At 71.2% G+C, this 13765-nt stretch carries 11 protein-coding genes; 7 read left to right on the top strand and 4 right to left on the bottom strand.

The features are described 5' to 3' along the window. Positions 1-46: 46 nt before the first annotated feature. The 5 genes from AB0F88_RS11850 (at position 47) to cutA (ending at position 5796) form a co-directional block, all read left to right on the top strand. The gene (locus AB0F88_RS11850) at positions 47-262 is read left to right on the top strand and encodes an RNA-binding S4 domain-containing protein (protein ID WP_362681009.1); all 216 of its coding nucleotides are present in this window, start codon (positions 47-49) and stop codon (positions 260-262) included. 268 nt (positions 263-530) lie between these two features. After that, positions 531-1919, top strand: a complete 1389-nt coding sequence (locus AB0F88_RS11845; RefSeq protein WP_362681006.1) for a solute carrier family 23 protein — start codon at positions 531-533, stop codon at positions 1917-1919. Beyond that, positions 1916-2785: an FAD binding domain-containing protein gene (locus tag AB0F88_RS11840; protein WP_362681003.1), complete on the top strand. Its 870-nt coding sequence runs from the start codon at positions 1916-1918 to the stop codon at positions 2783-2785. Before AB0F88_RS11845 ends, AB0F88_RS11840 begins: the two co-directional genes overlap by 4 nt. Then, positions 2778-3254, top strand: coding sequence for a (2Fe-2S)-binding protein (locus AB0F88_RS11835; protein ID WP_350970475.1), 477 nt, complete (start codon positions 2778-2780; stop codon positions 3252-3254). The genes AB0F88_RS11840 and AB0F88_RS11835 overlap by 8 nt, the downstream gene beginning before the upstream one ends. A gap of 151 nt (positions 3255-3405) precedes the next feature. Beyond that, positions 3406-5796 (top strand): aerobic carbon-monoxide dehydrogenase large subunit, encoded by a 2391-nt coding sequence (gene cutA, locus AB0F88_RS11830; RefSeq protein WP_362680999.1) that lies wholly within the window; start codon positions 3406-3408, stop codon positions 5794-5796. 56 nt (positions 5797-5852) lie between these two features. On the opposite strand, the gene AB0F88_RS11825 is transcribed toward cutA, so the two are convergent. The 3 genes from AB0F88_RS11825 to AB0F88_RS11815 all read right to left on the bottom strand — a co-directional run bounded on the left by AB0F88_RS11825 (position 5853) and on the right by AB0F88_RS11815 (position 11451). Further along, positions 5853-10283, bottom strand: coding sequence for a caspase family protein (locus AB0F88_RS11825; protein WP_362680996.1), 4431 nt, complete (start codon positions 10281-10283; stop codon positions 5853-5855). Continuing rightward, on the bottom strand, positions 10276-10785 hold the full coding sequence (locus tag AB0F88_RS11820; RefSeq protein ID WP_362680993.1) for a hypothetical protein: 510 nt from the start codon (positions 10783-10785) through the stop codon (positions 10276-10278). Before AB0F88_RS11820 ends, AB0F88_RS11825 begins: the two co-directional genes overlap by 8 nt. Before the next feature lie 321 nt (positions 10786-11106). Beyond that, positions 11107-11451 carry a helix-turn-helix domain-containing protein gene (locus AB0F88_RS11815; protein WP_362680990.1) on the bottom strand — a complete coding sequence of 115 codons (345 nt, stop codon included), beginning with the start codon at positions 11449-11451 and terminating at the stop codon, positions 11107-11109. A gap of 87 nt (positions 11452-11538) precedes the next feature. On the opposite strand from AB0F88_RS11815, the gene AB0F88_RS11810 reads away from it, so the two are divergent. Beyond that, entirely contained in the window at positions 11539-12429 is an 891-nt protein-coding gene (locus AB0F88_RS11810) for a pirin family protein (protein WP_362680987.1), read from the top strand. 17 nt (positions 12430-12446) lie between these two features. Continuing rightward, on the top strand, positions 12447-12581 hold the full coding sequence (locus tag AB0F88_RS11805; protein WP_362680984.1) for a hypothetical protein: 135 nt from the start codon (positions 12447-12449) through the stop codon (positions 12579-12581). Positions 12582-12670: 89 nt separating this feature from the next. Here the strand turns inward: AB0F88_RS11805 and AB0F88_RS11800 are convergent, their stop codons facing one another. Further along, positions 12671-13753: an aldehyde reductase gene (locus tag AB0F88_RS11800; RefSeq protein ID WP_362680981.1), complete on the bottom strand. Its 1083-nt coding sequence runs from the start codon at positions 13751-13753 to the stop codon at positions 12671-12673. Positions 13754-13765: the final 12 nt, after the last annotated feature.

Genomic DNA, 13765 nt, shown 5'->3' with positions numbered 1-13765 from the left:
AGGAGCGGCCGCGTCCGGCGCGTACGCGGGATCTAAGCTGTTCGGCGTGAACGAGACCTTCGAGCTGGACACCGAATACATCCCGCTGTGCGACCTGCTCAAATACTGCGGCGTCACCGAGACGGGCGGCCAGGCCAAGCACTTCATCGCCGACGGCAACGTGCTGGTGGACGGCGAGGTCGAGCTCCGCAAGACCTGCAAGATCCGCGACGGGCAGGTGGTGACCGGCGACGGCTTCGAGATCCACGTGGTCGCGAAGTAGCGCGCCGTACGCGCTCCTCGCCGGGCCGGCGGGCGCGCCGTGCGTGATCCTCGCCGGGCCCGCGGGTACGCCGTACACGACTCTCACCGGGCGGGTAGGTGGGCCGTGCGCGAGGTGTCCACTGGTCGGCCGCTCAGATTTGGCAGATCATGACGATGTAAGGGCATGCTTTCCGTCCTAACGTGCCCGCAACAGCTGTAAGGGGATTCGCCGGAGGGAAGCCCGCGGGGTGGTCACCGACCGACGGCCCGGTGAAAGGTGGGGCTCGATGGTTGCAGGTTGGACGAAACACGGCGACGGCAAGACACTCGCCCCGGGAGAGGTGGTCAGACCCGACGAACGGCTCTCGTGGCCGCGCATGGTCGGGTTCGGGGCGCAGCACGTCGTCGCGATGTTCGGCGCGACCTTCGTCTTCCCCCTGGTGATGGGACTCGATCCCAACGTCGCCATCATGTTCTCGGGCGTCGGAACGATCATGTTCCTGCTCATCGTGAAGGGGAAGGTCCCCAGCTACCTCGGCACCAGCGCCTCGTTCGTGGGCGGCGTGCTCGCGATCCGGGCGCTCATGGGCGGTGACACGCCCGCCACCGACGCGATCGTCACCGGCGCCATCCTCGTCGCCGGATTCGTCCTCGCGCTCGTGGGCGTGGCCATCCACTTCCTCGGCGTGCAGATCATCAACCGCGTCTTCCCGCCGGTCGTCACCGGCGCCGTCGTGATGCTGATCGGCTTCGGCCTGGCGTACGTCGTCGCCGACATCTACTGGCCGCAGGACCAGTGGATCGCCCTGATCACGATGACCGTCACCTTCGTCATCATCGTGCTCTTCAAGGGCTTCATCGGCAGGATCGGCATCCTGCTCGGCCTGGTCATCGGCTTCGCGCTCTCCTGGGGGGCCGACAGGGTCTTCGGGAACATCACCGCCTTCAACGCGGGCACCGGCGCGGTCGACACGCATCCCAGGGTGAACTTCAGCGGCGTGGCGTCGGCCGACTGGATCGGCCTGCCGAGCATGCATTTCCCCGACTTCAAGTTCTCCGCCGTGCTGCTGGTCCTCCCGGCGGTGATCGCGCTGGTCGCCGAGAACGTCGGCCACGTCAAGGCCGTCGGCGAGATGACCGGGACCGACGTCGACCCGTACATGGGCCGGGCGGTCGCCGCGGACGGCGCCGCCACCGTCGTCGCCAGCGCCTTCGGCGGCTCCCCGACCACGACCTACGCCGAGAACATCGGCGTGATGGCCGCCACCCGCGTCTATTCGACGGCCGCCTACTACATCGCCGCCGTCATCGCGATCCTGTTCGGCCTCTGTCCCAAGTTCGGCGCGCTGGTCGCGGCCACGCCGGGCGGCGTGCTCGGCGGCATCACCGTCATCCTGTACGGCATGATCGGCCTGCTCGGCGCGAAGATCTGGGTCGAGAACCGGGTCGACTTCGCCGACCCCGTCAACCTTGTCCCGATCGGGGCCGGGATCATCCTCGCCATCGGCCCGGTCAAGCATATGATCAGCTCGGACTTCACGCTGGAGGGCATCGCCCTCGGCACCATCGTGGTGGTGGCCGGCTACCACCTGCTCCGGGTCATCGCCGGGCGCGGCGGCACCGGTGGCGGCGCCGGTCCGAAGGTGTCCGAGCCGCAACGAGAGGCCACCGGGTGAAGCCACCCCCGTTCGAATACCACGCCCCCCGCTCCCTCGGCGAGGCGCTCGGCGCCCTCGCCGGGGCCGGGGAGCACGGCAAGGTGCTCGCCGGGGGGCAGAGCCTGATCCCGCTGCTGAACATGCGGCTGGCCGCCCCGGCCCACCTGGTCGACATCAACCGGCTGCCGGAGCTGGCGTTCGTCGACGTCGCCCCGGAGGGCGTCCGGGTCGGCGCCCTGGCCAGGCACGCCCAGGTGGAACGGCACGAGCGGGTCGCCGCCGCCCAGCCGCTGCTGCGCCAGGCGCTCCGGCTGGTGGCCCACCCGGTGATCCGCAACCGGGGGACCGTGGTCGGCAGCCTGGCCCACGCCGACCCCGCCGCCGAGCTGCCCGCCGTCCTCATCCTGCTGAGGGGCTCGGTACGGCTGGCACGGCCCGGCGCCGTCAGGGACGTCGACGCGGGGGACTTCTTCATCGGCCCGCTGGAGTCGGCCCTCGCCCCGGGCGAGCTGGCCGTCTCCGCGTTCTTCCCCGCGCCGCCCCCGCGCTCGGGCACCGCGTTCCGCGAGGTCGCCCGGCGGCACGGCGACTACGCCCTGGCCGGGATCGCGGCGCTGGTCGTCCTGGACGACGACCTGAGGATCACCTCGGCCGCGGTGGCGTGCGTGAGCCTCGCCCTCGTCCCGCTGCTCGTCGACGTCACCGAGGCCGTCGGGCACCGCCCGGCCGCCTCGGCCGACTGGGACGCGGCGGCCCGGCTCGTACGGGAACGGGTCGATCCCGAGACCGACATCCACGCGACCGCCGCCTACCGGCGGCACCTCGCCGGAGTCCTCACCGAGCAGGCACTCCGTGACGCCGCCAGGGAGGCCGCGGATGCATGAGATCACGCTGACCGTCAACGGGGTGCTGCGGCAGGCGGAGGTCCCCGCGCGGCGGCTGCTGTCCGACTGCCTGCGGCACGACCTCGGCCTGACCGGCACGCACGTCGGGTGCGAGCACGGGGTCTGCGGGTGCTGCACGGTGCTGCTGGACGGCGAGCCCGTCCGCTCCTGCCTGACGTTCGCGGTCACCGTGGACGGGCGCGACATCACCACCGTCGAGGGACTCGCCGACGGGGACGGCACGCTCTCGCCGGTGCAGCGGGCCTTCGCCGAGTGCCACGGCCTGCAGTGCGGCTTCTGCACCCCCGGCTTCCTGTGCACGGTGACCGCGCTGCTGCGCGACAACCCGGCGCCGACCGACGAGGAGGTGCTGGAGGGCATCTCCGGCAACCTGTGCCGGTGCACGGGGTACCAGAACATCGTCAAGTCCGTCCACCGCGCGGCCGAGATCATGGCGGAGGAGCCGTGAGCGGGTACGGCGGGTACAGCGGGTACGGAGTGTCCGTAAATGCGTGTGGCGAATCCCCGGGTGGGCCAGGGGGATTCGCGGGCGGGCTCAAGGAGTTTTCTGGCGGTCGGGGCAGGAGACACTTCCCGACGAGCCGGCAGGTGAGGCGACCATGACCACGAAACTGTTCGGCGAGCCGGTCGTCCGGCGCGAGGACCCCCGGCTGCTGACCGGGCAGGGCCGCTACGTCGACGACCTGGGAGCCGGGGCGCTGGAGGCGGCGTTCGTCCGGTCCCCGCACGCCCACGCCCGCATCCGCGACATCGACGTCTCGGCCGCCGTCGAGGTCGACGGGCTGGTGGCGATCTACACCTGGGAGGACCTGCCCGGCGCGCTCGCCCAGCCGCTGCCGCTGCTCATCCCGCACCCGGCGCTCACCCACGGCCGCACCGCGTACCCGCTGGCCCGCGAGATCGTCAGGCACGTCGGTGAGCCCGTCGTGATGGTCGTCGCCCGCGACCGCTACCTCGCCGAGGACGCCTGCGCGCTCATCCAGGTCGACTACGAGATCCTCAAGCCGGTGGTCGGCGTGGAGGAGGCCGCGCAGTCCGCCCAGCTCGTCCACGACGGCGTGCCGGGCAACGTCGGCGCGCACCTCGTCCAGGAGGTGCCCTCGGCCGCAGGGCTCGGCGCGCGCGAGGCGATCGACGCCGCGCCGCACACGCTGTCCTTCCGGCTCGACATCGAGCGCAGCGCGTCCATGCCGCTGGAGGGACGCGGCGTGCACGCCCGCTGGGACGCCGACGACCGGTCCCTGCGCGTCCACTCCAGCACCCAGACCTCCACCAGCGTCCGCATGGCCATCGCGGCCAAGCTCGGCCTGCCGCTGCCGAAGGTCGAGGTGATCGCCCCCGACGTGGGCGGCGGGTTCGGCGTGAAGATCGTCCACCCGTGGCCGGAGGAGATCCTGGTCCCGTGGGCGGCGATGACGCTCGGCCACGAGGTCAAGTGGACCGAGGACCGGCGCGAGCACTTCGTCTCCTCCGCGCACGAGCGGGCCCAGGTGCAGTCGGTCCGGGTCGGCTTCGACGACGAGGGCCGGGTGCTCGGCCTGGACGTCGAGATCCTGCACGACCACGGCGCCTACACGCCGTACGGGATCATCGTGCCGATCATCACCTCCACCCAGCTGCTCGGCCCGTACCGGATCGGCGCCTACCGGGTCGAGTTCTCCTCGATCTACACCAACACCGTGCAGGTCACCCCGTACCGCGGGGCGGGCCGCCCCCAGGGGGTCTTCTGCATGGAGCGCACCATGGACCACATCGCCGAGTATCTGGGAGCCGACCGCACGGAGGTGCGCGCGGCCAACTTCATCCAGCCCGACGAGTTCCCCTACGACCAGGGCCTGATCTTCCAGGACGGCCGCCCGCTGATCTACGACAGCGGCGACTACCCCGAGTCGCTGCGGATGCTCAAGGAGCTGATCGGCTGGGACGGCTTCCCGGCACTGAAGGCCCGCGCCGCCGAGGAGGGCCGCACGATCGGGATCGGCGTCGGCTGCTACGTCGAGGGCACCGGCGTCGGCCCGTACGAGGGCGGGCACGTCCAGATCACCTCCGACGGCCGGGTGCACGTCTCCACCGGCCTCACCTCCCAGGGCCAGGGCCACGAGACGGTGTTCGCGCAGATCGCCGCGTCCGAGCTGGGCGTGCCGATGGAGCGGGTTTCGGTCGTCACCGGCGACACCCGCAGGTTCGGCTACGCGGTCGGCACGTTCGCCTCGCGCGCCGCGGTGATGAGCGGCAACGCGATCGCGCTGGCCTGCAGGAAGGTGCGGGAGAAGGCGCTGCGGATCGCCGCCGACGCGCTGGAGGCCGACCCGCGCGACCTGGAGATCGTCGACGGGGAGGTGCGGGTGGCGGGCACCCCCGGCGCCTCGATCCCGCTGGCGACCGTGGCGGTGCTGTCCAACCCGCTGCGCTACGCCTTCGACGAGGAGGCCGCGAGGGCCACCCAGTTCGCGGGCGCCGCGGCCTACGACCGGCCGCCGGTGGCGGAGGGGGAGGAGCCCGGGCTGGAGGGCCGCGACTACTACTCGCCGATCCGCTCGACCTTCGCCTCCGGCATGCACGCGGCCATCGTCGAGACCGACCCGCTGACCGCCGAGATCCGCATCCTTCGTTACGCCGTCGTCCACGACTGCGGCAGGCTGATCAACCCGATGATCGTCGAGGGCCAGATCCACGGCGGGGTCGCCCAGGGCGTCGGCGGGGCCCTGTACGAGAAGATGGTCTACGACGGCCACGGCCAGCTGCTGAACGCCTCCTTCATGGACTTCCTGATGCCGTACGCCACCGAGGTGCCCTTCATCGAGACCGCCCACCTGGAGACGCCGTCCCCGCTGAATCCGCTGGGCATCAAGGGCGCGGGGGAGGCGGGGGTCATCCCGGTCTCGGCGGTGATCGCCTCGGCGATCGAGGACGCGGAGGGGATCCGGATCGACAGGATGCCGATCTCCCCGTCGGAGTTGTTCGAGCTGCGCCGCGCCGCGACGGGCTGACCTTCGGCGTCGTCAGAGCTCCCGGGGCCGAGTTCTTGCGGCCGGACTCCTGAAGTTCAGCACCGCCCTCCCCTGCCAGGTGGAGGAACGGCGTACTTGTCATACCCCTCGGAGTAGGGGGACCGGGCGGCCGGCGGGCAGATCAGCCGTGACAGATCGCTGTCGGCCGGGACCGCGACGCCACCCCACAGGCGTACGGTGCCGTCACCGCCGGCGCTGGCCAGCGTCCCTCCGGCAGGGCTGAAGGCCAGGCCGCCGACGAACGGCAGTCCGTTGGAGGAGGCGGTGTGCCCGGTGAGGGGGTCGCCCAGCTGCCGGTGGGTGGTGGTGTCCCACAGACGGATGGTGCCGTCGGCTCCCCCGGTCGCGAGACTGCGCCCGTCGGGGCCGAAGGCCACGCTGTTGATGGGGTCGACCACCTGGTTGCGGGTGTCCCGGTGCCCGGCGAGGGGATTGCCGCGCTCCTGCCCGGTGGAGAGATCCCACAGGCGCACCACGCTCTCGTCGGGGTCGGCGATGGCGAGGGTACGCGTGTCGGCGCTCAGGGCAAGGATGCTGACCGAGCCCTCGCGACGCGGCGGGAGAACCGCGACGCCACTGCGGCCGGCGGTGTTCCACCGGCGGACGCTTCCGTCGCCCCCCACGCTGGCGAGGCCGCGCCCGTCTCGGGTGAACGCCACCTCAATGACGTGGCCGCCGTGCCCGGTCAACGGGGCGCCGAGCGGGCGACGGGTGGCGACGTCCCACAGGTGTACGGTGCCCTCGTCCCCGGCACTGGCCAGGGTTCGTCCGTCCGGGCTGAAGGCGACGGTCCGGACTCTGTCCCGGTGGCCGGTGAGGATCGCGACTTCGCGGTGCGTCGCGATGTCCCACAGCCGTACGGTGCCGTCGTTTCCGGCACTGGCCAGGGTGCGTCCGTCCGGGCTGAAGGCCAGCCGGAGAACGTGCTCTTTGTGGCCGGTGAGGGGCTCGCCGAGACGCTGGTGGGAGGCTACGTCCCAGATGTGCACGATGCCGTCGCTTCCCGCGCCGGCCAGGGTGCTTCCGTCCGGGCTGAATGCGACGGTCCAGGCGAACTCGGCGGCGGTGTCGAAGGGGCCGCCGAGTTGGCGGTGCGCGGTGACATCCCAGAGACGGACGGTTCCCTCGAATCCGGCACTCACTAGAGTGCGTCCGTCCGGGCTGTAGGCCAGCCCGATGACGGTGTTCTTGTGCCCGGTGAGCGGGGCACCGAGCCGGCGGTGAGTGGAGACATCCCACAGGCGTACGGTGCCGTCGTTTCCCGCCGTGGCCAAAGTGCGTCCGTCGGGGCTGAATAGCACGCCGTTGACGGGGTTGAACGCGGAACCGATGGCGTCCGTGTGGCCGGTGAGCGGGGTGCCGAGCGGGCGACGGGTGGCGACGTCCCACAGCCGTACGGCCTCGTCGGCGGCCGTGGTGGCCAATGTCCTCCCGTCCGGGCTGAAGGCGACGCCGCCGATGGCGTCCGTGTGGCCGGTCAGCGGGGTTGCGGACGGACGATGGGTGGCGACGTCCCACAGCCGTAGGGTCTTGTCGTCTCCGGCACTGGCGAGGGTGTGCCCGTCCGGGCTGTAGGCGATCGCGTAGACGGGACCCTGGTGTCCGGTGAGGGGCGCACCGAGCTGCCGATGGGCGGATATATCCCATAAACGTATGGTTTTGTCGTTTCCTGCGCTCGCGAGCGTGTTGCCATCCGGGCTGAAGGCCACCGTCCAGACGAATGCGCTGTGGCCGGTGAGGGGAGCACCGATGGAGCGATGAGTGGCGACGTCCCACAACCGTACGGTGCCGTCCAGGCCGGCGCTGGCGAGCGTGCGTCCGTCCGGGCTGAAGGCGACGGAAGGGACGATCTCCTGATGGCCGGTGAACGGGGCGCCGATGGGACGGTGGGTGGCGACGTCCCACAGCCGTATGGTGCCATCGGTTTCCGAGACGGCCAGGGTCTTTCCGTCCGGGCTGTAGGCCACGGCCCACGCGGAGCCCTCGCCCACGGTGATGACGCCTCGTCCGGCGCCGGCGAGGATGTCGAGCACGCTGTAACGCGCCTCGGGCGTACGGGCGATGCGCCAGGCGTTGGCGGCCAGCGCGGCGGACTGTACCGGATCGGCGGCCGCGATGTACTCGCTCTGTAGCGCCTGCTCTCGTGACGTGGCCTCCTGGCTTCGAGCCTCGGCGAGATGCTGCTGGGTCCTGGCGTCGTTCGCGGCGAGGACGGCCGCCCCGGCGCCTCCCAGCGAGGCGATCAACAGGGCGATGAGGGTCACCAGGGTCACCCGGCGGCGCTGTCTGACCCGTTTCGCGGCCGCGTCACTGCTGGTCAGGAAGTCGGCGACGACCTCGTTCAGAAAGGGGTGGCTGGTCGGGCCGGAGCGCCAGCGCTCGCGGGTCCGGTCGATGGCCTCCAGCCGGGCGCCGGTGTAGAGATAGCCGGGATCGCGTCGCTGGCGGTCCCAGCGCGCGGCGTCCTCGGAGAGTTGCTGGCCCACGAGCAGGTCGGCGCGGTCGGCGTCGATCCAGGCGCGCAGCTGAGGCCAGGCGCGGATGAGGGCCTCGTGAACGATGTGGGCCCGATCCTGATCCACGGTGATCAGCCGGGCCCGGGTGAAGGCGTCGAGGACGACCCGGGCTTGATCGTGTTCCGGGCCGTCGGCCGCGGGGAGCAGTTCCAGCAGGGGGACCGTCCGGCGGGTGTCGTCGGTGGCCTCGCCAAGCCGGACGAGGCGCAGGAACATGCGGCGTGCGGCGTCCCTGGCCGAGGAATCGGGAGGTTCCGGCCCGCTTGGCGGCCGCTTCGCACTGTGGGACGGCGCGATGCCGGACGACTGCGGTGACCGGGGCACGGTGGTGGGAGGGTCTGGTGAGCGGAGGGAGTTCAGGGTCTCGTCGGCGGTGCGGGCCAGCGCCTGGGTGATTCCGCCGGTCGCGCGGTAGGCCGCCAGGGTGAGGACGCCGTTCTCGCGGCGTTGCCAGGTGGCCAGCAGCGCATGGGACAGCAACGGCAGCGGGGTACTGTCGGTGCTGTCGCCGAGGTCGTCCAGCAGTTGTTCCACCAGACCCTCATCGAGGGTGAGACCGGCCAGCCGGGCCGGTTCCTCGATCACATCGCGCAACTGGTCGCGGGTCAGCGGCGGAACGACGACCGCATGCTCCAACCCGTCCACGAGTTCGGGGTATGCGGTGCAATGGCCGAAGAAGTCGGCGCGCACACCGATCACCACGGGCATCCTGCGGGAGATCGCGACGAGTGCCCTGATGAACGATGCGCGGCGAGACTCGTCCTCGCAGAGGGTGAACACCTCCTCGAACTGGTCAACGAGGAGAACGGTGTCTTCGGGAAGCGCGTCCCCCAGGCGGTCGGGGTCAGGTGGCGTCGCGGGCCGCTGCTCTCGTCCAGCTGTCGTGCCGTCCGTGAGATCGGGGCCGGGCCGGTAGTCTCCGGCCAGATCGGTCACGCTTTGGAGAAGACCGTTGAGGGGATCGGCGCCAGGGGTGAGCAGCAGGCAACGTTCGGGGCCCAGCGCCGCGATCAGCCCGGCCTGCAGGACGGAGGACTTGCCTGAACCGGAGGGACCGGTGACGACGAGCGGTGCGTCTCGCTCGGAGATCACCCGATCGGCAAGGGTGTGAGTGAGTGCTGCACGGCCGAAGAAGAAGGCCGTGTCCTCGGCACGGTAGGCGCGCAGACCTTGGTAGGGGCTGTGCCGCCCGTCATCGGGCAGTGCCGCAGGGAGGCGGTGACCGGCCGGGGTACGGTACGCGGCGTTGACCACGATCGGACGGCCACCGTGGTCGGCGGCCTGGCGACGGGGAACGGGCAGACCGCGTTCGCGCAGGCCACGGGTGAGGCAGCGATGCACGTCGTCAAGGCCGAGTAGGTACGGTCCGGTCGGGTCACCTTCGGTGAGCAGGTGGATGAGCGCGCCGGTGAAAGCGGTGTGGGAATCCCCGGGCAGCGCCCAGGCCGCCTCGTCACGGCTGGTGGAGGTCAGCAGATAGGTGTCCGGCCAGCCGGTGGCGCGTCCGGCCCAGCAGCAGTCCAGGATCACCACGCTCAGCCGGGCCCTGCTCCCTGACAACAGGTCGGCGACTTCCGCGTACGGCAGCGCCTGGTTCCTGACCGGGCCTCGGGTGAGGTCCACCGTGGCCTGGGTGGCGAGATACAGGCGGTTGTCGGGACCGATGAGACCGTGCCCGACATATACGAAGACCAGTACGTCGGTGGCCTGCCGGGACAGGGCGTCGATCGCCGTCGCCAGCCGGGCGGGGTCGTCCGGGTTCACCAGGAGCGTCAGCTGCTCGGGAGCCAGATCGGTGCGCTCGACCAGGGCGGTGGCCAGGTCGGTCGCGGCGGAGACCGCCTGGGGCACGTCGCCGATCCTCGCCCCCGCGACGTGCCGGCCCGAGCCGACGACCAGCACGCGAACGCCGGATCCGGACAGCAGGAGCCTCGGCGCGGCCTCAGCCACCGCCCGTCTCCTCCTCGGACGGGAAGGGATCCGCCTCCTCCTCGGAGGGGGAGGGAGCCGTTTCCTCCTCGGGCGGGGAGGGGTCTGCCGCGGCCCCTGCCGACCCCGATGCCGGCAACAGCGGGGGGTGGGTGTTGAGGACGGTTTCGAGCTGGGTCCTCAGCTCCTGTACCTGCGCGGCGTTCATGGTCTTCACCCGGTTGGCGGTGACCTCCATCTCGATGTCGGTGGCGCTCCTTCGGATCCTGACCTTGACGTCGCTGGTCCGGTAGCGCAGCCAGGCGATGAGAACGCCGGCGAGCGTGGCCACCACCTCAGGCGCGTCGGCCACGATCTGGACGGCCTCCGCGACGGGCCCGAGCGTGCCTTCTGCCGGCGGGCTTTCGACGAGGTCGACCCAGCGGCGCAGCTCTGGATCCTCCCGCAGCCAGATGTACACGTCCCGCACCTCACTCGGCACGTCCACCGACACGAGCGCGACATCCTCCACGCCGTCTTCCACGCCGCACCTCTCCCATTCGTGGTCCGGAGCGGGTCGGGTGACCGCCGGTGACGGTGATCGCCTTTCCTGCCCGGCAGGAGACCCACTCCGGATATCGCTTCCGGCCTGCCCTTCGCTACCTGTCACAGCTGACGAAACCCGTGAAGTGCGGAGCTGTGCCTGGATCACCTCGCGGTTCGTCGGCCGGCCGCCGTTCATGAGAGGACGGTCTACGACGGCCACGCCGGCCGAGGCCGTCTTCCCGAACTCCGCGGGATCATCCGGCCGGGCGGCCGTGGTCCCGGGCGGTGCCGACCCGGGCGGGCGGGGAGCCGCTCCGGGTCATGCGTCGTCGGCCGGGAGGTGCCGCTCACTCCAGCGCGACAAGGGCTGAAGGGCGGAGATCAGCTCTTCGCCGTCGGGCGTGAGGGCGTACGTGATCTGGACCGGCATGCTGGGGATCACCGTGCGTTCGATGAGCCCACGGGCCTGGAGTTGCTTGAGCCGCAGCGTGAGCTGTGGATCCGAGACGCCCGGCACCAGGGCGCGGTACTCCTTGAACCGGCGGGCGCCGCGGACCGCGGCGAGCAGGATCGGCCCGGTCCAGCGGGTCCCGATGATGTCGATCGCGCGCAGGATGCGGTGGCAGTGCTCCTCGTTGATCGGAGTGCTGGGCGGCGTAGTCACTTTCTAAATGTAAGTAACTTTGGTGCCTTTTGCCAACCCGGATCGGCGGATGGATGCTTCTGGTGAACGAAGAAAGGGAGGGGCGTCATGACCACGCGAACCGCGCCGGCGAGCCGGAAGGTGGACCGGGTTATCGACAAGGTGGACATCGGGGCGACCGCGACGTCCGATCACAGCGCGATGATCATCGCACCGGGCGACAACGCCTGGACCGATCCGTTCCTGGTGATGGGGGAGGAACTGGTCAACCAGCCGGGGTTCGACTGGCACCCGCACCGCGGGATGGAGACCGTGACCCTGATCCTGGACGGGGCCCTCGAGCACGGCGACAGCATGGGGAACGCCGGTGTGCTCGGGGCGGGGGACGTGCAGTGGATGACCGCGGGGCGGGGCATCATCCACCGTGAGGTCGCCGCCCGCTCCGAGCGGGCCCATGTGATCCAGCTGTGGGTCAACCTGCCGTCGGATCGGAAGCTGGTACCCACCCGCTACCAGGACCTGCGGGCCGGCATGCACGCCGTGCACACCGAGGACGGCGTGCTGGTCCAGCTGATCTCGGGGGAGACCGGGGCGGCGCGCGGGCCGGCGCTCAACCACTGGCCGATCCTGGGCATGATGATCACGCTCGACCCGAGGACCGAGTACCGGCAGCTGCTCGACGGGGACCAGCGCGCGTTCGCGTACGTGCTCTCGGGCCGGCTGACGGTCGCCGGCCGGACCGTGCACGCCGGGCAGATCGCCTGGTCCGACCCTGTGTCCCGGCAGGGCGAGGCGACCACGCTGACCCTGGCCACCGGCGACGGTGACGAGCAGACCAGGGTGATGCTGTTCGCCGGGCGGCCCATCGGCGAGTCCGTGTACGCCAGCGGCCCCTTCGTGATGAACACGCGCGCCGAGATCGAACAGGCCTACCGCGACTTCCACTCCGGCAGGTTCGGCAAGATCCCCCGGCACACCCGCCTGCCCGCCGGTGCGTAGCCGGCCAAGGTCGCCGCGTGTCGAACACGTTCGTGCGGGAGTACTTCGGCCAGGCGGTCGGGCTCCTGGAAGGGCGAGCCGAAGCCGGCCCGGCCGAGGCGAAGGTCCCGTCGCTGGCCGTCATCGGCGGGGTCGCCGAGCCGTCCGCGTAGAGCGCGATCTCGCCCGTATCGCCACCGCGCTCAATGCCTTCCGGCGCAGGCCCCCGGCGTTCTCCTGACGCGAGGAGCGTCCCGGGAGGTCACGCGCGGAGGCTGTGGAGGCTGCGGCCCTCCGGCAGGGTCAGTCCCAGCCGAATGTGGCTGTCGGCGGTCTCCACGATCGTCCCGGTGACGTCGCGGGGCTCCCAGCCCAGCACCGAACGGGCCTTGTCGTTGCTGATGACGGGGATCTGACCCCCCAGGCCGGCGGCGTCCCGAAGGGACGGATCGGTCTTCGCGGCCTCGCGCACCTGCTCGACCGTCAGCTCGGCGGACGGCAGCAGGTCCGCGGCGGCGGGGAAGTGCTCACGCAGGATCCGGGCGATGTCGAAGAAACTGATCGACGGTCCGCTGACCCCGATGAAGCGCTCGCCCGCCGCCTTCGGGTGCAGCATGGCCCGCAGATGCAGGTCCGCGACGTCCCGTACGTCGACGACGCCGAAGTACATGATCGGCACCACGGGCATCCGCCCGGTCAGCATGGCCTTGACCAGGCCGGCCGACGCGGACGGACGGTCGCTCAGCACCGGGCCGAAGATGCCCGTGGGGTTGACGACCGTGAGCTCGATGCCGCCGTGGGTGCGGACGAAGTCCCAGGCCGCACGCTCGGCGAGGACCTTCGACCTGTGGTAGGCGGGCAGGCCGTCGGTGTCCGGGTCGGTCCAGTCCTCCTCCGAGTAGCGGCCGCCGGGCTTCACCGTGTAACCGACCGCCGCGTAGGAGGAGGTCATCACCACGCGCGGCACGCCCGCGGCACGGGCGGCGGCGATGACCCGCAGCGCGCCGTCGCGCGCCGGGAGGATGAGCTCGGCCTCCGTCTCCGGAGGGGTGAACGGGAAGGGCGACGCCAGGTGCAGCACGTGGCCGACCCCGTCCACGGCGTCGGCCCAGCCCTTGTCGCCAGAGAGGTTCGCCACGGCGAACTCCAGGCGGCCGGCCGGATCGACCCCGGCCCGGCGGAGCTGGTCCAGCACCTCGGCCCGCTGCCCGGGCTCCCGGACCGTCACGCGGGTCCGGTATCCCTCGCGTAGCAGGCGGGCGACCGTGTGGCCGCCGACGTAGCCGGTGCCACCGGTGACCAGCACCGTCTCGTTCGCGGGGGTGGTGAGATCTTCTGCGCTCATCGTGATCGGTCC

The sequence above is a fragment of the Streptosporangium sp. NPDC023963 genome (genome assembly GCF_040639135.1).
GTDB lineage: Bacteria > Actinomycetota > Actinomycetes > Streptosporangiales > Streptosporangiaceae > Streptosporangium.
This window is presented reverse-complemented; position numbering and strand designations above follow the sequence as displayed.

What these genes read in the sequence shown, in the direction of transcription:
- cutA (WP_362680999.1), top strand. Translation starts at nt 3,406, where the DNA reads ATGACCACGAAACTGTTCGGCGAGCCGGTCGTCCGGCGCGAGGACCCC.
- AB0F88_RS11810 (WP_362680987.1), top strand. Translation starts at nt 11,539, where the DNA reads ATGACCACGCGAACCGCGCCGGCGAGCCGGAAGGTGGACCGGGTTATC.
- AB0F88_RS11800 (WP_362680981.1), bottom strand. Translation starts at nt 13,753, where the DNA reads ATGAGCGCAGAAGATCTCACCACCCCCGCGAACGAGACGGTGCTGGTC.
- AB0F88_RS11845 (WP_362681006.1), top strand. Translation starts at nt 531, where the DNA reads ATGGTTGCAGGTTGGACGAAACACGGCGACGGCAAGACACTCGCCCCG.
- AB0F88_RS11835 (WP_350970475.1), top strand. Translation starts at nt 2,778, where the DNA reads ATGCATGAGATCACGCTGACCGTCAACGGGGTGCTGCGGCAGGCGGAG.